This is a genomic window from Salegentibacter maritimus (assembly GCF_016236915.1).
Taxonomy (GTDB): Bacteria; Bacteroidota; Bacteroidia; order Flavobacteriales; family Flavobacteriaceae; genus Salegentibacter; species Salegentibacter maritimus.
The window spans coordinates 23988-43096 of the sequence record NZ_JAEHOK010000023.1; the positions used below are offsets into that span (position 1 = coordinate 23988).

The following is a 19109-nucleotide window of genomic DNA, read 5'->3' on the forward strand; positions in this document are numbered from 1 at the left end:
TTAAATATGGAAAAAACTACAAAAATTCTGGTGGTTGATGATGATTCAGGAATAGGGGAGATGCTAAAAACCTTGCTGGAATTTTATGGTTACCAGGTAATGGTTACCGAAAAGCCACTACTGGCAGAAGAATTAATTCAACAAGAAAGTATAGACCTGGTTTTATTAGATATGCTTATCTCAGGGGTGGATGGTACCGATGTTTGTGCCGGTATTAGGCAAAACTCTAAAATAGCTCAAACTCCGGTGCTTATGATGTCGGCATTACATGATGCCGGCCCTAAATGTAAATCGGCCGGTGCCAACGATTTTATTGCGAAACCTTTTGAAGTGGAAGATCTTACTGCCAGGATAGAAGCAATTCTACAGAAAAAAGAATAGGCATATAATTTTGTAAATACGGAATATATCCAATAAATTTGGGTTTTAATGGATATATTCCTAAAACATTATAATTATGGGCCAACCACCTTCTATTGAAATTAAACATTTTAAAGAGATTAGGGAAGAAAATAACTTTACCCAATCTGAATTTGCCGATCTTTTAGGGATTAAAAACTCTACTGCCGATATTGAGCGGGGTCGTACCAAGCTTTCGGGCAAAGTGGTGGCCGAACTTCTTGGGCAGTTTGGGGTTAATCCATTGTGGCTTTTTGGGCAAAGTGGGCAAAAGTTTTTACAACTTAGTAAAGGCGATGTTAGCCCCAAGGTAGTGACCGTAGATTCTTCAGATAATGAGAATATGCTCATGGTAAATCAAAAGGCTGCGGCCGGTTACCCCCATAATGTACAGGATGTAGAATGGTATCAGCAATTACCGGCTTTTGATATTCCATTGCCCGAATTTAGAAATGCTACTTACAGGGGCTTCCAAATTGAAGGTGATAGTATGCTTCCAAATTATTATCCTAATGAATGGGTTTTGGCTAAAGCCGTACCCGATTTGGACCAGGCCAGCAACAATAAAATTTATGTAGTGGTTTTACAAGACTCGGTGTTGGTAAAAAAACTACAGAAATTACCTGATTCTTCTAAGATATTATTGATCTCCTTAAATGAAGAATATCTTCCTATTGAAGTGAATATAAATGAAATTCAGGAGCTTTGGCAGGTAAACTCAAAGCTTACTTTTAATCTGGATAATCCTTCAGAAAGCGGTCTTTTTAGAGAGTTAAAACAATCTATGGAAGATCTTAAACGAGAGCTTCGAACTTTTAAAAAACAGGCATAAATAAAAAAAACCTTTTTGATATGTATCAAAAAGGTTTTTCCATTGGTTGGTTAGCTTGTAAAAAAATGCTCTAATCTACGGCATCTTCAATTTCCTCACCAGCCTCTTCAGCAGCATCTTCTACATCGTCTGCTGCCTGTTCTACTCCAGATTTTTCTTCTCTACAAGAAGTAAATACTGCGGCAGTACTAAAACTAATGGCCAGGATTAAAATTATCTTTTTCATCTTTTTTATTTTAAAATGTTGGTTAATTAATAGTCGTCATTACCTTCTACCTCATCTTCTACTTCATTTGCAGCATCTTCTACTGCTTCCCCGGTTTCGTTGGCTGCATTTTCTACAGCATCTCCAACGTCGTTGGCAGCGTCTTCAATGTCTTCTCCAACATTGTCCATATCATTATCCATTTCGTCCATTTCTTCTTCCATCTCCATTTCCATTTCATCTTCTTCCTCCTTTACTTCACGGCAGGAAGTGAAAGCTGTACTAAGGGTGAAAAACATGGCAAGCATTAAAATTGATCGTTTCATAATTTGGTTGTTTCTAGTTTTCAAGAACAAAATTACAGAGGTAAAATTGTATCGTTGATACAAATAACATTAAATTTTTCTTAAAATATAAATAATTTGTCGATATAAATAGCTTTTTAAGATGTAAAATTAATTATCGTCAATTTTGTCTATCTCTTCGTTAATCTCCTTGTTAACTTTTTTATCTACTTTTTCACCGGCACGCTCTAAGATTCCTTTTTGTTCCTTTTCTTCAGGTTCTGGTGCCTCTTTTTGAACTTCAACTTCCTTTACCACGGTTTTTTCCTCTGCAGTCTCCCTACAAGAGGTTAAGCTTAAGGTACCTAACAAAAATATTCCTGTAATAAATACTCGTTTCATGTTTTTATTTTTTTGATTAGTAGATCGAAATTACAATTTAAACTTTATGCTTATTTCTTTTTTAAGAAACTTTAGCAAAATCAGGTAGGTTTTTTAGATATTTCATAACGCTATGGGTAGCCCCGGTATTACTGTTGATGAAGTGGCCGGCTATCATTCCTGTTTTCTCCCTAAAACTTCTGTCGGTAATTAGTTTATTACTTATGTTAGAAAATTCGTTAGAACTGGCTGCCACGAACAATCCGGCTAATTGCCGAAGTTTAATGGCTTCGGGAAAGTTTTTATAGTTTTTACCTATTACCACAGGAGTTCCAAAAGTAGCAGGCTCAAGGATGTTATGAAGTCCCGTAGTACCGGCGGCACCACCTACATAAGCAATATCAGCATAACTGTATACCTTTCCTAAAAGACCAATAGTATCTAATATTAATATATCGTAGCTTTTTAAATCTTTATGTTCTCTTTTAGAATATCTGATATATTTTTTTGTGATTCTCTTTTCCAGGGCCTTTAGCTTTTCTTCCTTTATCTCGTGGGGGGCAATAATCACTTTAAGTTTTTCTGAAGTTGTATTTATAAACGGAATTATAAGCTCATCGTCTTCAGGCCAGGTACTTCCCGCTACCAAACAGGGGGTGTTGTTAATAAACTCTTCGGCGAAATCAAGTTTGTTGTTGTGCTTAATTTGTCTCGATACACGGTCGAACCTGGTGTCACCACTTAGCGTAATATTATTGAAACCAATGCTTTGCAGCAAGTCCATAGAACTTTTATTTTGAACAAAAAAGTGATCAAAATTTGAAAGTGCCTTCCTCATAAAACTTCCGTAGCTTTTAAAATAGATCTGGTTCTTCCTAAAAGCACCTGAAACTAATAGCGTTCTAACACCTCGCCTTTTTAATTCTGATAAAAAATTTGGCCAGATTTCATATTTGATAAAAAAGGCCATTTTAGGTTGTACAAGGGCTAAAAAGCGTTTCGCATTATTCCGTGTGTCTAACGGGAGATAGGTAATGATGTCGGCCAGCGGGTGGTTTTTCTTATTTTCATAGCCCGAAGGGGAAAAAAAAGTGATCAAAATCCTGAAGTGCGGAAAATCCTTTTTTACTTCTTCAATAATGGGCAAAGCTTGTTCAAATTCACCTAAGGAGGCAGCATGGAACCAAAGATAATCATCCTTAGGATTAATTTTAGATTCCAGTTCAGTAAAAACCGATTTTCGGCCTTCTGTAAATAATTTTAATTTTTCATTAAAATTGGTGGCCAGCGGAAGTACTCTCTTTGCAATGCTTGTAGTTAGGTTATATAGTGCTCTCAAAATAAGTGGTTTCTAATGCGAAAATAGGTCTTTAATTAAAATTGATTGGCAATAGGAGCTTATTTTGTATTTTCGTGCTACTCAAAAAACTTACATGAAAAAGATACAAATGGTTGATCTTAAGGGTCAATACGAGGGAATAAAAGACCAGGTGAATACTTCTTTCCAGGAAGTGATAGAAAATGCAGCGTTTATTAATGGTCCGCAAGTTCAGCAATTTCAGAAAGATTTGGAAGACTACCTTCAGGTAAAAAATGTGATACCATGTGCAAACGGTACCGATGCTCTTCAAATAGCCATGATGGGGCTTGGTTTAAAACCAGGGGATGAAGTGATAACTGCCGATTTTACGTTTGCGGCTACTGTAGAGGTGATAGCCCTACTTCAGCTTACCCCGGTTTTGGTAGATGTAGAGCCAGATACGTTTAATATAGATCCCGAAGCAATAAAAAAAGCAATAACTCCTAAAACTAAAGCTATTGTTCCTGTTCATCTTTTTGGCCAGCCGGCAAATATGGATGCAATTATGGAAATAGCAGAAGAACATAAGTTATTTGTTATTGAAGATAATGCGCAAGCCATAGGTGGAAATTATCATTCTAAAAATGGAAAGACATATAAAACAGGGGCAATAGGGCATATTGGTGCCACCTCCTTCTTTCCATCTAAAAACCTTGGCTGTTATGGAGATGGAGGAGCCATTTTTACCAATAACGATGAATTAGCACATACTATTCGAGGCATTGTAAACCACGGAATGTACGAGCGTTATCATCACGATGTAGTAGGAGTGAATTCTCGTTTAGATAGTTTGCAAGCTGCGGTTTTGCGTGCCAAACTTCCAAAATTAGATGTTTATAACGAGGCTCGTAAAGAAGCTGCAAATCGCTACAATGATGCTTTTAAAGACGAGGCGCATATAGAAACTCCCGTTAGGAAAGGCGATTGCGATACCCACGTGTATCATCAATATACCCTGAAAATTAAGAACGGAAAACGTGATGCCCTGGCAAAACATCTTCAGGAGAAAGGAATTCCTTTTGGAATTTATTACCCAATTCCGTTGCATAAACAAAAAGCTTATACCGATTCGAGGTATAATGAAAGTGACTTTCCGGTGACCAATCAATTGGTACAGGAAGTTTTAGCATTGCCTATGCATACCGAACTGGATAAAGAACAAATTTCCTATATTACAGAAACCATTAAGCAATTTTTAAACACTTAAACTTTTAAGTATGAAAAAACTTTTAATCTTTTGTTTCGGAATATTTCTGTGTGCCGGGCTTCAGGCCCAGGATTTATATATACAGGCCGGGAAGTTGGTAGATACCAGGTCTGGAAAAGTCTTAGCTGAGAAAACCATTATCGTTTCCGGAGAAAGGATTAAAAGTGTGGAGAACGGATTTGTAGCTCCAGAAAATGAGAAGGATTCTGTAATCGATCTTCGGAACAAGACAGTGTTGCCCGGGTTAACAGATATGCATGTTCACCTGGAAAGTGAAACCAATCCGCAGAAATATATGGAGCGGTTTGTAAACGATCCTGCCGATGCTGCATTTAACTCGGTAGGTTTTGCTAAAACAACTTTAATGGCTGGTTTTACTACGGTTAGGGAATTAGGCGGTAGCGGTGTAAATATTGCGCTTCGAGATGCTATTAACGCAGGAAAAGTGCCCGGGCCTAGAATTTTTACTGCCGGAAAATCCCTTGCAACAACCGGTGGTCACGCCGATCCTACAAACGGGATGAATAAAAAATTAACAGGAAATCCGGGGCCAAAGGAAGGTGTGGTAAATGGTCAGGAAGATGCAGCGAAAGCAGTACGCCAGCGGTATAAAAATGGAGCCGATTTAATAAAGATTACGGCTACCGGCGGGGTTTTAAGTGTCGCGAAAAGTAGCTCTAATCCGCAGTTTACCGAAGAAGAAATAAAAGCCATTGTAAAAACAGCTAATGATTATGATTTTCATGTAGCAGCCCACGCTCATGGCGATGAGGGAATGCAACGGGCTATAAGGGCCGGTGTAAAAACTATTGAGCACGGTACCAAAATGAGCGAAGAAACAATGGATTTGATGAAAAAGCATAATGCTTATTTGGTGCCCACCATTACGGCCGGGAAAGAAGTAACCCAAAACGCTGAGATTGAAAATTACTATCCGGCACTTGTAGTACCGAAAGCCAGGGAAATAGGTCCGGAAATTCAGGGAATGTTTGAGCGTGCGTATAAAAGAGGCGTTGGCATTGCTTTTGGCACCGATGCAGGTGTTTTTAAACACGGAGAAAACGCACGGGAATTTGTGTATATGATCAAGGCCGGAATGCCGGCTATGGAAGCTATACAGAGTGCTACAATTACTCCGGCTATGATTTTAAAAATGGAGAATAAAATTGGCCAAATTGCTGAAGGTTTTTATGCCGATATTATAGCTGTAGAGGAGGACCCTACCCAAAATATAGAAACTTTAAAAAATGTAAAATTCGTTATGAAAGAAGGAAAGATATATAAAAAGTAAATTCCTTAGTTGCTTCGGGCAGAGTCGAAAAGTTTCGTTTGAAGTACATAAAAATAAAAATCCTGAAGTTTATAGCTTCAGGATTTTTTATTTTTTGAAATTGCTTCGGTCTATAGAAGATGAGTTTGTTGCAAAACTTCTTTCGTCAAGCTGAACTTGTTTCAGCTTCCAAGATGTTAGATCTCCGAATAAATTTCGGAGCAGGCTCTGAAACAAGTTCAGGATGACGATTAATACTAAAAAGTTACTATTTATGTATAAAATTTCTCAGTCCTATATAGAAGCTGAAGCAGTTTCCATTTTTCGGTTTATTTTCTTAACCAGACCCTGCAATACTTTTCCGGGGCCAACTTCGGTAAAGCTACTGGCGCCGTCTTGCATCATATTTTGTACACTTTGCGTCCATTTTACCGGAGCTGTTAATTGAAAAACAAGGTTTTTCTTTATTTCCTCGGGATCGGTTACTGCAAACGTGCTTACGTTTTGATAAATAGGACAGGTAGGTGTATTGAATGTAGTATTCTCTATAGCTGCAGCCAGTTCTTTTCGGGCCGGTTCCATTAAAGGAGAATGAAAGGCACCTCCAACAGGCAGGATCATAGCACGTTTTGCACCGCGTTCCTTTAAAGTTTCGCAGGCGGCTTCTACTGCTTTTACATCTCCCGAAATCACTAATTGCCCGGGGCAATTGTAATTTGCAGCTACAACGGTTCCTTCTGTTTCAGCACAAACGGCTTCTACTATCTCGTCTTCCAGGCCTAAAACAGCGGCCATAGTAGATGGCTCTAATTCGCAAGCCTGCTGCATAGCCATAGCGCGTTTGTAAACCAGTTTTAAACCATCTTCAAAAGAAAGCGTGTTATTTGCTACCAGTGCCGAAAGTTCTCCTAGCGAATGTCCTGCTACCATGTCTGGTTTAAAATCTTCGCCCAAAACTTTACTTAAAATAACCGAATGTAAAAAAACTGCCGGTTGGGTAACTTTTGTCTGTTTGAGGTCTTCAGCAGAGCCTTCAAACATGATATCGGTAATTGAAAAGCCTAAAATTGCATTGGCTTTCTTAAAAAGTTCCTGTGCTTTCGCAGATTTTTCAAAAAGGTCTAAGCCCATTCCCGAAAATTGCGCTCCCTGACCCGGGAAGATATATGCTTTCATAATTTTTCAATTTAGATTCGGCTAAAATAGAAATAATAAAAAAGACCTCATAACAAATGAATTGCCAGGAGGTCTTTTAATTGTAAAATCGGGTATTTTTTAAAGGTTCAATTTGCCTTTCTCCCCAATTTCTTTTTTATCACCGGTTATGGCCGCAGCCCCAATTTTTAAAAAAGTTACAAATTTGTTTTGCTTGTTATCCCAGAAATAAGCTTCTTGAGGAACCACTTTTATAGCCGTTAAATTGGGGTCGTCAACTCCATTAAACCAGGCATCATCCATTTTTCCGTAGAATTCTTTTAAAACACCTTTGTTGGTTTCAATACTGGCCTTTCCATAAATGCTAATAAATTCCATATCTGAGGTGTCACTAAAGAGGAGTTGTACGTCGTCGTCTTTTGCGATATCTCCATTATGATCACTATCTAACCTGCTAAAAAACCAGATATTTCCTTCTTTATCTACTTCTTTGGTTGTCATAGGTACGGCACTTAGAGGTTTGTTACCAAAATCTGTAACCAACATGGCTGTTTTTATGCTGTTTACCATGGTTTTCATCTTGTCTAAAGCCTCGTCTTTATTCAAATTTTCTGTACTCATCATTTTTTAGTTTAAGTTGGAAGTTGAATTTAACGAGTATATTAAGTTATCTACGCTAAGAAAGTGCTAAAAGAATAATATGGCCTGTTAAGAATTGTAAAATTAAGTGTATTGCTTTATGATGCTGGTAACCTGTGGCTTATATCCCGCACCAAAAATATTGAGATGAACCAATAAATAATAAAGTTGCCAAAGTGGGATACGCTTTTTAAATCCTGCTTCTAAAGGAAACTCTTTTTCGTAGCTATTGAATAATTCCTTATCAAATCCGCCGAAAAGCTGCATCATAGAAAGGTCCATTTCCCTGGGGGCAAAAGAAGTGGCCGGATCTATAAGGCAGGGATCGCCGCTTCCATTAACCAGGTAATTGCCTCCCCAAAGATCGCCGTGAATTAATGCAGGATTTTCATTGGGGATTATTGTTGAAATGTTTTTAAAAAACGAACCGGTAGCACCAAGGTCAAAACCATTATTTTTCGCCAGTTTAAATTGAGGTTCCAGTCGCTGGGAAATATAAAAGTCGGCTGCCGAAGCTGCAGTATTATTTTGTTGCGGAAGACTGCCAATATAATTATCCCGGTGAAACCCGAATTCTTTGGCAGTAGTTTTATGCAAGGCTGCCAATTGCCGGCCAAAATCCTGCCAGAAAGTAGATGACTTGGTAGCACTTTCTTTGTGTTCCAACAATAAATATGAAAAAGATTCAATTTTACCAATTCCTAAAACATCAGGAACATCAATTACTTTTGTGTTTTTAAGAGCTTCCAGGCCTGCTTTTTCAGCATCAAACATACCGGGAAACTTTTCGGCATTATTTAGTTTTACTACCTGTTTTTTCTCACTAAATGTAATGAGATAAACATCATTAATATCGCCGCCGGTAAGTCGGCTAAATTCGGCGTTGTTTAGACTATGCTCTTCAGCTATTTTAAAGAGAATGTTATCTTCTAACATAGGTTAGGTAAGTAAAGGCGTAGTCGTGCTTCTCATCCTTAGGATGAAACTCTTCGGCTATTAACTTCCATTTTTTTTCATCTATTTCGGGAAAAAAGGTATCAGCTTCAAAAGTACCGTGTACACGCGTAAGTTCTATTTTATCGGCTACCTCCATCCCTAATTTATAAATTTCGCCGCCGCCAATAATAAAAGGTTGGGGGTCTATTTTAGCAAATTCAAGCGCCTTTTCTAACGAAGAGGTAATTAAAGCATCTTTTTTTAGATAATTATCATTGCGTGTAATTACAATATGTGTACGGTTTGGTAGCGGTTTTGGAAAAGATTCAAAAGTTTTCCTGCCCATAATAATATGGTGCCCGGTGGTAAGTTTCTTAAAACGCTTAAAATCGTCTGGTAGGTGCCACACTAAATCCTGGTCTTTTCCCAGGGCATTATTTTCCGCAGCAGCGGCAATCATGGTAATCATAGTTTTAGGTATTGTAAGGTTGATCCGGTTTATCGGGCTGGTTGGGTTTTGGTTTAAATCGCTCGTTGTCTGCTTTTAATTCAGGTTTAACCTCCGGTTCAGCAGTATTTTTATGCAAAGGAGGGTTTGCAGGGAAATCCTGCTCTACCTGTTTTTGCATTTTTGCAATCTTTTCCTTTTGTTTTTGTACTAATTTACTCATTTGTTTATCCTGCCATTCTTTTCCTAAAAATTTATTGGTAATAAAAACATTAAAAACGTGGGCTAAAAGTAGAAAGCTCCAAATTAAAATTGCCCAAACAAACCAATTATAGCCAAGGGGCATAAAGTTTTCTTTGTAACCAATCACTACATTTAAAACAATAAGGAAAACGGCACCAATTAAAAAGATAATAAAGTGTTGAAATAACCTCTTTTTTTGAAGCGTACGTTTACGCGCATTTTCATAGAGTTCTCGTTGCTCGGCATCGAGTTTGGAAGTGTTTTTCTTTTTAGAAAACATAATAAGAAGTACTTTAGTGTCTATACCAAATTTACAGTTTTCGTTAACAATTTACATAGGATTATGGAGAATTTAAGAAAAGGATTTCCGGTATTGGAACAATACACTTACTTAAATACCGCAGCTTCAGGTTTATTGCCCGAAGCGGTTTGGGAGTTTAGGCAAAATCATGACCTGGATTTTCTGCTTGGGGCCAGTGTATTTAAAGAAAAACAAGCCGAAGTACTAACCGAAACCCGTGAATTGGTAGGCGAAGTCTTTAAGTGTGCCCCGGCCCGGGTGGCCTTGGTTCCTAATTTTTCCTTTGGGATTAATACTTTATTGGAGGGGCTGGATAAACACCCAAAAGCGCTCTTGCTTAAAAATGATTATCCGTCATTAAACTGGGCAGTCACATCCAGGAATTTTGAAATTGAATATGCCGAAATTAACGAAAACCTTGAAGAAAATATCGCTGAAGCCTTTAAAAAGGAACAACCCGATTTTTTTGCTTTTAGTATTGTACAATATCTTAACGGGATAAAAATAGACCTTGGTTTTGTGAATAAACTAAAACAAGAATATCCTGATACCTTATTTATTGCCGACGCAACCCAATATTGCGGTACCGAAGAATTTAATTTTGAGGAGAGTGGGCTCGATGTGCTTATTTGCAGTACTTATAAATGGTTAAATGCCGGCTATGGCAATGCTTTTATGCTCTTAAAAAAAGAAATTGAAAAGAGGATTAGTCCAAAAACTTTAGGTTTTGGCTCTTTACGGGGTAAATATAAAGCCCATGAAGGTAATTTTATAGGGAAATTTGAACCGGGGCATCAAGATACCTTAAATTACGGAAGCTTAGCTGAAGCCTTAAAATTGATTAAAAAAATTGGAATAAAAGAAATTTCCGCAAGAATTGAATCTTTAAGCAACAAGGCTAAAAGTGAATTCACAAAAATGGATTTACTGGAAGAAAGCGTGGTAAATAGAAAAATACATTCTTCAATTTTTAATATTAAAGGAGGAGAAAAGCTATTCCGGCATTTACAAAGTAAAAACATTATTACTTCTATGAGGGGTGGTGGGGTTCGCGTAAGTTTTCACTATTTTAATACTGAAGAGGAGCTGCATTTCCTCCTAAAACAATTAAGGGAATTTGGGGTTTAGTGCTTTTTCCTGAATATATAGTTTTTAAACCAGTTATCCTGGTCTTGAAAACTGGATTGAATCTCTAAACCGGCTTCTTTCGCCAGCCAGGCTACCACGGCATCGTCGTATTTTTGGGAGATTTCGGTGTGTATGCTTTCCCACGCATCAAAACATACCTCTAGCTCCAGCTTTTTAATAGTCACTTTTTGCTTTGCTTTACTTACCAAATAGCTTTTTGCGGTTCCGGTTTCGGGGTCGTAGGTTTCCCAGTGTTTAAAATTGTCTAAATTAAAGTTGGCGTCTAATTCTCTATTTATTCTTGCCAGTAAATTTTTGTTGAAAGCCTCTGTAATGCCGGTCCTATCGTTATAAGCGTCTAAAATCTTTTGCGGATCTTTTTTCTGATCAAAGCCCATAAATAGCCGGTCTTCAAAATTCATGGCTTTTTGAATATTACGAAGAAAGTTTATTGCGTTTTCGTGTAAAAGATTCCCAATATTGGAGCCCAACACCAGGATTACTTTACGGCGATTGTTATAATCGGCCAGATTTTCGAGGGTTTTAAAATAGGTGCCCTGTTGAATTTTTACCTTCACTTCGGGTATTTCATTCCTTAAAGAATCTCGTAATTCTTCCAGTACATGCTGACTAATATCTATAGGTAGATAATTGAAATCGTATTTTTTAGCTACCAAATGTTGTAAGAGGATTTTGGTTTTTTTTCCGTCTCCTGCTCCTAATTCAATAAGGTCAAATCCTCCTTCTTTATTAAATATTTCGGCAATAGCAGCTTTATGATGTTTCAGTATGTTTAACTCGCAGTTAGTAAGATAGTATTCAGGCATTTCCATTATTTGCTGGAAAAGTTTATCCCCTTTTTGGTCGTAAATATATTTGGAAAGTAAATATTTCGGAAAACTGGTTAGGCCTTTGTAAACGTCTTCTTCAAACGCCGATTGGAATGTAGTGGGTGTGGTTTTCATTTAGTTTTTTGGTTATTTGGCCAGTCTTAATCCCGTAAATTGCCAGCGTAAATGTGGATGAAAAAAATTGCGATATGTGTGGCGTGTATGCTTTTGGGAAGTGGCAACTGAAGCTCCTCGTAAAACTTTTTGGTTTACCATGAATTTTCCGTTGTATTCACCCAATGCGCCTTCAGGCCTGGTGTAATTAGGGTAGGGTGAATAAGCACTTTCTGTCCATTCCCAGCGGTCTCCCCATTTAAAATATTTTTGTGCGGTTTCCCATTCAAATTCTGTGGGTAATCTTAAACCTTTCCACTGCGCAAAAGCAAATGCTTCATAATAAGAAATATGACTTAATGGAGCTTCCGGGATTAGTTTTGTAAGTCCGTTTAAAGTGTATTGATGCCATTCTCCATCTATTTTGTGCCAGTAAAACGGAGCTTCAATTTTATTAGAATTAATCCAGTCCCAGCCTTCGGCGTGCCATAATAGCACATCTTTATAAGCCCCCGACGCAATGAATTCAATAAACTCGGCATTGGTTACCAGTTTATTTGAAATTTTAAAATCATTTAGGTAGACCTTATGAGCCCCCTGCTCGTTATCATAACAGAAGCCATCAGATTTATGGCCTATTTCATAAACACCTTTAGAAATTGAGATCCATTCCTGCTTAAAATCCTGGATGGGATTTTCTTTAAACTGATCGTTATATTCCGGAAATAGCGGGTTGTTTCCAAGAATATACTTGATATCTGTTAATAAGAGTTCCTGGTGTTGTTTCTCATGATGGCAACCTATCTCAATTATGCCGCATAACTCTTTAGAAATACTGCTCTCCTGAAGAAATTGTTCCATAGCTTTTGAAACATAATTTCGGTATTTATAAACCCAGGCTACCGTTGGTCGCGATAAATTACCACGATTGGTCCTTATTACTTTATCGCCTACACTTTCGTAGTAACTATTAAAAACGTAAGCCGAATGTTTATCGAAAAGTTGATAATTTTTTAGGTGTGGTTTTAAAACAAATTCCTCAAAAAACCAGGTAGTATGCCCAAGGTGCCATTTTGGGGGCGACACATTTTCTATTGGTTGCACCACATAATCTTCTGTTTCCAAAAAGGAACAAATCAGTTCAGATTGTGCCCTGGTTTCATTAAAAAAGTCGAGTAATTGTTCTTGTGATTGCATAAAAAAGAGTGATACTTTTTTGGGTATCACTCAAATTTACAATTTTTTCTTTCGGTCTAAAACTTAGGCTAGTTAACGCCAAGTTAAAGTATAATGAGACCCCTATAGATTTAAAGGGAGGGTGTAGCTTATTTTTGTAGGCTTTCCGCCACGAGTGCCTGGTTTCATTTTAGGCATCTTTTTAAGCATTTCTTTTACTGCAGCAATTACTTCTTTTTTATCGCCCTTAACAGTATTGATTACTGTTTTACCTTCTTCATCTATATGCATTTTTACAACCACCTTTCCTCTTATAAATTCCCCCTTATTGTTACGAGGATATTTATAATTAGACTTTACATGTTCCATCAATTTTTGATTGAAACATTTTTTTGAATCTTCGCTAGATTCACATCCCGGCCAAACCGGTGCCTTTTCCTTTACCGTAACCGTATTTCCTTTAACTTCTACGTCGTTTTGGGCAAACAAAAAAGTGCCGGTTAATAAAAAGAAGCAGAACATTAATTTTTTCATGGCTCGGGCTGTTAGTGGTTGTAGAGCTGTTCTCTAGAAATTAAATGGGACGGTGAAATTGCGGTCATCTGGTTCGCCATTTAAGGTTCCAGGTTCCATATCAGGAATCTTTTCAATCATTTCTCTGGCTGCAGCATTTACTTTTGGCTCAGATCCTTCTACATTTTTTACTACTGCTTTTCCTTCTTCAGTAATGGTGAAAGAGATTTTTACTTTTCCCCGCACATAATCACCGTCTTCGGTTTGAGGATACTCATAATTTTCTCTTACGTGTTGAGATAGTTTTTGATTAAAACAGGCTTTTAAGTCTTCGGAGTCTTCACAGCCTGGCCAAACCGGAGAAGTTTGCTGGGCCTGAACACTGGTTAAACCTCCAACTACTAAACTTGCGATAAGCAATAACTTTTTCATAAATTTTAAAATTTTAATTAGATAATTATAGATTACACCGCAACCTTGGCTTTAATACCCGGGTGCGGATTATAATTCTCTAATTTAAAATCTTTATAATCGAAATCAAAAATATTTTTTATTTCGGGGTTAAGGCTCATAGTTGGAAGCGCCCTGGGCTCTCGGGAAAGTTGCAGTTTTACCTGCTCCATATGGTTATTATATATATGAACATCGCCAAATGTATGAATAAAGTCCCCCGGTTCATACCCACAAACCTGTGCCATCATCATAGTTAATAATGCATACGAAGCAATATTAAAAGGTACCCCAAGAAATACATCGGCACTTCTTTGATAAAGTTGAAGCGAAAGTTTACCATCGGCAACATAGAATTGGAAAAAAGCGTGACAGGGCGGCAATGCGGCTTTTCCATTAGCTACATTCTCTGGAAATGATTTAGAAGAATCTGGAAGAACTGATGGGTTCCAGGCCGAAACCAACATTCTACGACTGTTAGGATTCTTTTTTAAGGTTTCTATAATTTCTTTGATCTGGTCAATTTCTTCGCCATTCCAATCTCGCCATTGTTTGCCATAAACAGGGCCCAAATCGCCATTTTCGTCTGCCCATTCGTTCCAAATCCGCACCCCATTTTCCTGGAGGTATTTTACATTGGTATCGCCTTTTAAGAACCACAAGAGTTCGTAAATAATAGATTTTAGGTGTAGTTTTTTGGTAGTGACCATGGGAAAGCCTTTGCTAAGATCAAACCTTAACTGATGCCCGAAGATACTTCTGGTGCCTGTGCCGGTTCTATCGCCTTTGTCGGTTCCGTTATCTAAAATATGCTGTAAAAGTTCGTGGTACTGTTTCATAAGTTTGCGCTGCAGAAGATTAGTTTTGCTAAAATAGCAAAAGCTGTTCAAATACAATTCTTAAAGATTTTTTAATAAATTACCCAATTATCATCCCGGCAAGGGTGGCAGAGAGCAAAGAGGCGATAGTCCCGCCAATTAGCGCTTTCATTCCAAATTCTGATAAGGTTTTTCTTTGTCCCGGGGCGAGAGATCCAATACCGCCAATTTGAATTCCTATAGAGGCAAAATTTGCAAAACCACAAAGCATATAGGTGGCCATAATCACAGATTTTTCATAATTAAGGCTAAGTGCATTTGCGGTGTTTTTAAGATCGGCCAGTTGTACGTAGCCTACAAATTCACTTGCAGCTAGCTTTATTCCCAGCAATTGTCCCATAAGCATCATATCTTCTTTGGCAACACCAATAAGCCACATGAGGGGAGCGAAAATTGTTCCTAAAATAGCTTCAAGTGAAAAGCTGGAGTAGGGGGTGTTTTCGGCTAGAAAAGCGTTCATGCCGGTCCAGGATCCTGTCCAGTTTAAAATATAATTGATCATAGCTATAAAAGCGATAAAAACCAGGAGCATGGCTGCAACGTTTGCGGCAAGTTTTAAACCTTCGGTAGTTCCGTTGGCTATAGCGTCAAGGATATTTGAACCAATTTTATCTGAAGATACCTCCACATTGGTATTAATTTTATTTTCCTGGGGATATAGTATTTTAGAAACCACAATGGCGCCGGGTGCTGCCATTACTGAAGCTGCCAGTAAATGTTTTGCAAACTGAAGCCTTAGTTCTGGATCGTCTCCTCCTAAAAAACCAATATATGCTGCGAGCACACCACCTGCAACGGTAGCCATTCCGCCAATCATAACCAGTAAAATTTCAGAACGGTTCATTCGTTCCAAATAGGCCTTAATCATAAGTGGGGCTTCGGTTTGTCCAAGAAATATATTTCCTGCTACGCTTAAGCTTTCGGCTCCAGATATTCCCATTAAACGGGTAAGTATCATCGCCATTCCCTTCACCACAATTTGAATAATTCCAAGATAAAATAATACAGAAGTTAATGCTGAAAAGAAGATAATAGTGGGTAATACCTGAAAAAGGAAAATAAAACCAAAACTGTCTACATCCATCATTCCGCCAAGTAAAAATTCGCTTCCTGCGGCTGTAAAATCAAGAATTAGTACAAATATATTTCCTATAAATTCAAATATTTTTTGAATAAAACTAATCTTTAAAACACCAATTGCCAATAACAATTGTGCACTAAGTCCAATACCAATGGTTTTCCAATTAATGGCTTTGCGATTGCTGCTAAATAAGAAAGCAATAAATAATAAGCTTAGCATGCCTAATGCTCCCCTCCAAATACTATTAAAGGATATCCCGGCACTGGGCACCATTTCTTTTGCCAATTTAGCAGGAACAACCTCTTCGAGATTGTTAAAATCTTCGGTCTTAAAGTAAAATTCTTTATCAGCCTCCTTTAGCGTCATGCTGGAATCTGTAAGCGCAGAAATTCTGTAATTTACAATGCTGTCTTGAGGTGGGCTGTAAAATAAAACGAGAAGTTTGTTTTGTAGAATATAATCTCCTGAGGCAAGTGTATCTTTAGCTGTACTAATGTTAAAGATGCCTTCATCTAAATGTAAGTTGTGTCCCTGCGCAAAAGTCTCCTGGTTGTCTTGTTCTTTATCAAGAGTCCAGGTTTTTGAAATATTTTGGGAAAAAGTGCCGGTCACACTTAAAAGAACTAAAATCAGGCAAAACCAGGTTTTATTCATAAATGGGAGCATTATTTGCGTTTGGAAATTTCGTCCCGGATGCGCGCCGCTTTTTCGTAATCTTCATTGTTTACGGCCTGGGAAAGCATATCTTTAAGTTCGTCTAAGGATAACTTTTTATAGTCAGTATCGTCAGATTTTATATCAATATCGTCGGGAAGTAGCTCTTCTGAAATTATATCTTCCTCCTGTTTTTCTGAAGCGGTTTTTTGCTCTTCTTCCTCTCCTTTTAAAAAGATTCCTGCTTTATCAAGAATGTTTTTATACGTGAAAATAGGAGCGTCAAACCTTAAGGCAAGGGCAATAGCATCACTGGTGCGTGCGTCTACAATTTCTTCAATCTTATCGCGTTCGCAAATCAAACTGGAATAAAATACACCGTCTACCAGCTTATGAATAATTACCTGCTTCACCGTAATTTCAAACCTGTCGGCGAAATTTTTAAAAAGATCGTGGGTTAAAGGGCGAGGTGGTTTTATTTCTTTTTCTAAAGCAATAGCGATAGATTGTGCTTCAAAAGCTCCAATAACTATGGGAAGTTTACGTTCTCCATTTACCTCGCTTAAAATTAAAGCGTAGGCTCCGTTTTGGGTTTGGCTATAAGAAATTCCTTTTATATTAAGGCGCACTAAACTCATATATCATCAATTAAAAAGGGCTGTCTAATTTAGGACTTTCACCGTATTTTAGACAGCCCTTTTAAAGGGTGCAAGTTATAAAAATTATGCGTTTTTAGCTTTAAATTCCTTTAGTTTTTCGTTTAGCTTAGGTACAATTTCAAAAGCATCACCAACTACTCCGTAGTCTGCGGCCTTAAAGAAAGGTGCTTCCGGGTCGTTGTTAATTACCACTTTAGTCTTGGCAGCGTTAATTCCTGCAAGATGTTGTATTGCCCCTGAAATTCCTACTGCGATATAAAGATTAGAAGCTACCGGTTTTCCCGTTTGGCCCACGTGTTCGCTATGCGGTCTCCAACCCATATCGCTAACCGGTTTGGAGCAAGCTGTGGCAGCCCCAAGAATATCGGCCATTTCTTCAATCATTCCCCAGTTTTCCGGGCCTTTAAGTCCGCGACCACCAGAAACAACTACTTCTGCATCAGCAATGGTTACTTTGTCTTTTGCTTTATCTACCGATTCTACATTTACTGTAAAGTCCCCTTCTTTTAGCTCAGGAGAAAAATCTTCAGCGGTAGCAGCAGCTTCTCTTTCTTTTAAACCGAATGCATTTTGAGATAAACCTACAATTTTTACATCGGTAGTGATTTTAGTAAAATTAAAAGCTTTGTTGGTAAAAGCACTCCTTTTAACTGTAAAAGGCTCCTGGCTCTCTGGTACAGCAATAACATTAGATGCATAACCTGCATTTAGATGCACGGCCAAAAGTGGAGCTAAATATTTACTGTTGGCGCTTTGGCTCAATACAAAAAGCTTACTTCCTTCTTTTTCTGCTGCTTGTTTAATTGCATCTGCATAAGCTTCAGCATTAAACTTGTTTAGTTTGTCGTTTTGGATATTTAGCACTTTGCTAACTCCATATTTTCCAAGTTCAGAAGTATCGGCAGCGTTAAAACTTACTGCAACTACTTCATCTCCGCCGGCTACTTCCTTTGCATAAGAAGCAACTTCAAACGCAGCTTTTTTAAACTTGCCATCTTCGGTTTCTGTATATACTAAAACTGACATATATTTTTATTTTTTAAGTGTAATTGCTCACAGGTTTTGAAAACTTGTGAGGTAATTTATATTTTATATTGCCTTGGCTTCGTTGTGAAGTAAATCTATCAATTCATCAAGATTTTCTGGGTCAACCAGTTTTACATCTCCTTTAGGAGCCGGTTTTTCAAACTTCACAGCTTCGGTTTGCGTAGCTGCTTCCTCGGGTTCAAGAACATTAAGTGGCTTTTTACGAGCTTGCATAATCCCTCTCATATTTGGGATCTTAAGATCGCTTTCTTCAACCAAACCTTTCTGTCCTCCAATAACCAAAGGAAGAGAGGCAGTTAAAGTTTCTTTACCGCCATCTATTTCCCTTACGGCTGTAGCTTTGTTGCCTTCTATCTCTAAACTAATACAGGTGTTAATAAAATTAGCGTCCAGAAGTGCTGCTAGCATTCCCGGTACCATTCCGCCGTTGTAATCTATAGATTCACGTCCGGCAATTATAAGGTCATATTCTCCTTCTTTAGCAACTTTTGCCAATTGTTTTGCTACCTGAAAACCATCTACAGCTGGCGTATTTACACGTATGGCATTATCGGCTCCAATAGCAAGTGCTTTTCTTAAGGTAGGCTCGGTTTCGGCGCCCCCAACATTTACAACATCTACACTTGCGCCTTGTTTTTCTTTAAACCACATAGCGCGGGTAAGTCCAAACTCATCATTTGGATTTATTACAAAATTCACTCCGTTGGTATCAAACTTTGAATCACCATCGGTAAAGTTGATTTTTGAGGTAGTATCAGGTACGTGACTAATACATACTAATATTTTCATTATAACGAGTTTTTTATATTTATAACAAATTTCATCACGAAGTTACATAATTTAATCCATAAAATGCTATGCACGCATAGTAAATTTCGCGATTTTCTTCAAAATTAATTTTATTGATTCCATCAATATA

The 19109-nt window shown here is 37.8% G+C and carries 23 protein-coding genes; 5 read left to right on the forward strand and 18 right to left on the reverse strand.

Annotated elements, in window-relative coordinates:
* Positions 1–6: 6 nt before the first annotated feature.
* Positions 7–381, forward strand: a complete 375-nt coding sequence (locus I6U49_RS14270) for a response regulator transcription factor (RefSeq protein ID WP_193711678.1) — start codon at positions 7–9, stop codon at positions 379–381.
* 76 nt (positions 382–457) lie between these two features.
* The gene (locus I6U49_RS14275) at positions 458–1231 is read left to right on the forward strand and encodes an XRE family transcriptional regulator (protein WP_193711677.1); all 774 of its coding nucleotides are present in this window, start codon (positions 458–460) and stop codon (positions 1229–1231) included.
* A 70-nt stretch (positions 1232–1301) separates the two neighbouring features.
* Here I6U49_RS14275 and I6U49_RS14280 read toward each other — a convergent pair whose 3' ends face one another.
* The 4 genes from I6U49_RS14280 to I6U49_RS14295 all read right to left on the reverse strand — a co-directional run bounded on the left by I6U49_RS14280 (position 1302) and on the right by I6U49_RS14295 (position 3440).
* A complete protein-coding gene (locus tag I6U49_RS14280) occupies positions 1302–1457 on the reverse strand; it encodes a hypothetical protein (RefSeq protein WP_193711676.1) in 156 nt (51 codons plus the stop codon).
* A 26-nt stretch (positions 1458–1483) separates the two neighbouring features.
* Entirely contained in the window at positions 1484–1762 is a 279-nt protein-coding gene (locus I6U49_RS14285; RefSeq protein ID WP_198629334.1) for a hypothetical protein, read from the reverse strand.
* A gap of 129 nt (positions 1763–1891) precedes the next feature.
* Positions 1892–2122, reverse strand: a complete 231-nt coding sequence (locus tag I6U49_RS14290; RefSeq protein WP_198629335.1) for a hypothetical protein — start codon at positions 2120–2122, stop codon at positions 1892–1894.
* A gap of 61 nt (positions 2123–2183) precedes the next feature.
* Positions 2184–3440 (reverse strand): 3-deoxy-D-manno-octulosonic acid transferase, encoded by a 1257-nt coding sequence (locus tag I6U49_RS14295; protein WP_198629336.1) that lies wholly within the window; start codon positions 3438–3440, stop codon positions 2184–2186.
* Between the two features lie 94 nt (positions 3441–3534).
* Here I6U49_RS14295 and I6U49_RS14300 point away from each other — a divergent pair, with 94 nt between their 5' ends.
* Positions 3535–4668, forward strand: coding sequence for a DegT/DnrJ/EryC1/StrS family aminotransferase (locus tag I6U49_RS14300; protein WP_198629337.1), 1134 nt, complete (start codon positions 3535–3537; stop codon positions 4666–4668).
* A gap of 10 nt (positions 4669–4678) precedes the next feature.
* Complete coding sequence (locus I6U49_RS14305; RefSeq protein ID WP_198629338.1) at positions 4679–5959, forward strand: metal-dependent hydrolase family protein; 1281 nt, start codon at positions 4679–4681, stop codon at positions 5957–5959.
* Positions 5960–6232: 273 nt separating this feature from the next.
* On the opposite strand, the gene fabD is transcribed toward I6U49_RS14305, so the two are convergent.
* From fabD to I6U49_RS14330, 5 genes are all read right to left on the reverse strand, one after another.
* Positions 6233–7114 (reverse strand): ACP S-malonyltransferase, encoded by an 882-nt coding sequence (fabD, locus tag I6U49_RS14310; RefSeq protein WP_198629339.1) that lies wholly within the window; start codon positions 7112–7114, stop codon positions 6233–6235.
* 99 nt (positions 7115–7213) lie between these two features.
* Positions 7214–7717 (reverse strand): pyridoxamine 5'-phosphate oxidase family protein, encoded by a 504-nt coding sequence (locus I6U49_RS14315; RefSeq protein ID WP_232804736.1) that lies wholly within the window; start codon positions 7715–7717, stop codon positions 7214–7216.
* Positions 7718–7816: 99 nt separating this feature from the next.
* The gene (locus I6U49_RS14320) at positions 7817–8668 is read right to left on the reverse strand and encodes a fructosamine kinase family protein (RefSeq protein WP_198629340.1); all 852 of its coding nucleotides are present in this window, start codon (positions 8666–8668) and stop codon (positions 7817–7819) included.
* Positions 8655–9137, reverse strand: a complete 483-nt coding sequence (locus I6U49_RS14325; protein WP_198629341.1) for a dihydrofolate reductase — start codon at positions 9135–9137, stop codon at positions 8655–8657. Before I6U49_RS14325 ends, I6U49_RS14320 begins: the two co-directional genes overlap by 14 nt.
* A 4-nt stretch (positions 9138–9141) precedes the next feature.
* Positions 9142–9639, reverse strand: a complete 498-nt coding sequence (locus I6U49_RS14330) for a 2TM domain-containing protein (protein WP_198629342.1) — start codon at positions 9637–9639, stop codon at positions 9142–9144.
* A 63-nt stretch (positions 9640–9702) separates the two neighbouring features.
* Here I6U49_RS14330 and I6U49_RS14335 point away from each other — a divergent pair, with 63 nt between their 5' ends.
* Positions 9703–10788, forward strand: coding sequence for an aminotransferase class V-fold PLP-dependent enzyme (locus I6U49_RS14335; RefSeq protein ID WP_198629343.1), 1086 nt, complete (start codon positions 9703–9705; stop codon positions 10786–10788).
* On the opposite strand, the gene egtD is transcribed toward I6U49_RS14335, so the two are convergent.
* The 9 genes from egtD to I6U49_RS14380 all read right to left on the reverse strand — a co-directional run bounded on the left by egtD (position 10785) and on the right by I6U49_RS14380 (position 18979).
* Positions 10785–11753 carry an L-histidine N(alpha)-methyltransferase gene (gene egtD, locus I6U49_RS14340; protein WP_198629344.1) on the reverse strand — a complete coding sequence of 323 codons (969 nt, stop codon included), beginning with the start codon at positions 11751–11753 and terminating at the stop codon, positions 10785–10787. The genes I6U49_RS14335 and egtD overlap by 4 nt on opposite strands.
* A gap of 12 nt (positions 11754–11765) precedes the next feature.
* Complete coding sequence (gene egtB / locus I6U49_RS14345) at positions 11766–12929, reverse strand: ergothioneine biosynthesis protein EgtB (RefSeq protein ID WP_198629345.1); 1164 nt, start codon at positions 12927–12929, stop codon at positions 11766–11768.
* Positions 12930–13031: 102 nt separating this feature from the next.
* On the reverse strand, positions 13032–13442 hold the full coding sequence (locus I6U49_RS14350) for an energy transducer TonB (protein WP_227740379.1): 411 nt from the start codon (positions 13440–13442) through the stop codon (positions 13032–13034).
* Positions 13443–13475: 33 nt separating this feature from the next.
* Complete coding sequence (locus tag I6U49_RS14355) at positions 13476–13853, reverse strand: energy transducer TonB (RefSeq protein WP_198629346.1); 378 nt, start codon at positions 13851–13853, stop codon at positions 13476–13478.
* Between the two features lie 32 nt (positions 13854–13885).
* On the reverse strand, positions 13886–14710 hold the full coding sequence (locus I6U49_RS14360; protein ID WP_198629347.1) for a thymidylate synthase: 825 nt from the start codon (positions 14708–14710) through the stop codon (positions 13886–13888).
* Positions 14711–14789: 79 nt separating this feature from the next.
* Complete coding sequence (locus I6U49_RS14365) at positions 14790–16484, reverse strand: NupC/NupG family nucleoside CNT transporter (RefSeq protein WP_193711661.1); 1695 nt, start codon at positions 16482–16484, stop codon at positions 14790–14792.
* 11 nt (positions 16485–16495) lie between these two features.
* Complete coding sequence (locus I6U49_RS14370) at positions 16496–17122, reverse strand: bifunctional nuclease family protein (RefSeq protein WP_198629348.1); 627 nt, start codon at positions 17120–17122, stop codon at positions 16496–16498.
* Positions 17123–17206: 84 nt separating this feature from the next.
* Positions 17207–18169 (reverse strand): electron transfer flavoprotein subunit alpha/FixB family protein, encoded by a 963-nt coding sequence (locus I6U49_RS14375; RefSeq protein WP_198629349.1) that lies wholly within the window; start codon positions 18167–18169, stop codon positions 17207–17209.
* A gap of 63 nt (positions 18170–18232) precedes the next feature.
* On the reverse strand, positions 18233–18979 hold the full coding sequence (locus tag I6U49_RS14380; RefSeq protein ID WP_198629350.1) for an electron transfer flavoprotein subunit beta/FixA family protein: 747 nt from the start codon (positions 18977–18979) through the stop codon (positions 18233–18235).
* Positions 18980–19109 lie beyond the last annotated feature (130 nt).